The organism is Bradyrhizobium sp. PRIMUS42 (assembly GCF_023006515.1).
GTDB lineage: Bacteria > Pseudomonadota > Alphaproteobacteria > Rhizobiales > Xanthobacteraceae > Bradyrhizobium.
On record NZ_JALBGZ010001151.1, the window covers coordinates 1 to 1,302 of the forward strand.

The 1,302-nt window shown below is 66.8% G+C and carries 2 protein-coding genes; one reads left to right on the forward strand and one right to left on the reverse strand.

The window, feature by feature from the left end; translation table 11 throughout:
* Positions 1-195: DUF1688 family protein (locus tag MOV75_RS38510; RefSeq protein WP_247008057.1), on the forward strand; the 195-nt coding region annotated here is incomplete at its 5' end.
* Positions 196-198: 3 nt separating this feature from the next.
* Here the strand turns inward: MOV75_RS38510 and MOV75_RS38515 are convergent.
* Positions 199-1,302, reverse strand: a 1,104-nt coding sequence (locus tag MOV75_RS38515) for a DUF2339 domain-containing protein (protein WP_247008058.1), incomplete at its 5' end; no start/stop codon positions are given.

Here is a 1,302-nt window from a genome sequence, read left to right on the forward strand (position 1 = left end):
TCGCTGATCGAGCCGCTGCAGCGCGCCGGATTTGTCGTTACCGACATCGACGGCCTCACTGGGCTTGCCGAATACCGCAATGGCGGCCTGTTCGTTGATCACGGGGTGCTGTCGGCGGCGAAATCGCTGGCGACCGACAGCACGCGTCTCAAGGTCGAGGTCGCGCAGTTCCTGGAGTCGGTCCGCGCGGCCTGATCCCTACGCGCCCGTCTGCGGAGCCGGAGCCGGCGGCGGCGCGACCTGCCGCCGGAACAGGATCCGCTGGTAGAGCCAGCCGATCGCGACCAGCACGATGCCGAGGCACATGAACGACAGCGCCCGGTAGACGCCGGTCAATGTCGACATGTCGATGACGAAGGCCTTGAGGATGGTCAGCGCGATGACCGCGGCCGACGCCAGCCGCGCCCGCTCGGAGTTGACGAGGATGCCGACGCCGAGCAACACCACGCCGAAGCCGAGCCAGCCGATCGAATAGGTATATTGCTCCGCCCCCGTGGTGCCGCCGTAGAGCAGGACCGGGCCGTGATAGAAGCGGCGGATCTCCAGCGTCACATAGCTGAGCGCGAACACCAGCGCGCCACCTGCGATCGTGTTGGCGTAGGCGACGGAACGATGGCCCGCCACCGCATATGACAGCAGCAGCATCAGCACTGCCGGCAGAGCGTAGCCGAGCAGCAGCAGGTTGAAGACGAGGCCGCCGACATTGACGCCGGAGAACAGTAACGGATTCTCCAGGATCAACAGACCGAACACGCTGATGAACCCGGCAATCGCCGTGAGCACGACCGCGCCGACATTGTGCACGACGCTATGGCTGCGCAGCCGCAGCCGCTCAAGCCCGATCGCCATCGCGAGCGTGATGCAGACTTGCAGTGCGAATTCGAGCAGCGACGGCGGCGAGGTCATCCGGCCATTGGTCGCAAAGTGCCGGATCTCCATGAAGGCGAGCAGCGCGGTGAACAGTATCGCGGCCGTCTCGACCATGCGCAGCGGCGCATCGTCGGCGCGGCGGCGCAGGAAGATGCTCGCGCCCCAGAACGATGCCGCCGGCAGGCCGTAGCCCCAGAGCAGCCAGTTGAAGATCGGCGTGGTGCCGACGGCATCGCCGACGATGCATGGATCATAGGCGATGCGCGCGGTGACGAGCCCCGCGAAGATGGCGGCGAGCCAGCGCAGGAACGGGATCGGCCGCTGCAGCGAGATCCAGGCGGTGCCGAGCGACATCAGCGCCAGCGCGATGGTGAGCCAACCCTTCTCCAGCGCGAAGGTCAGCGCCAACGCCAGCGCGCCAAGCGTGCCGGT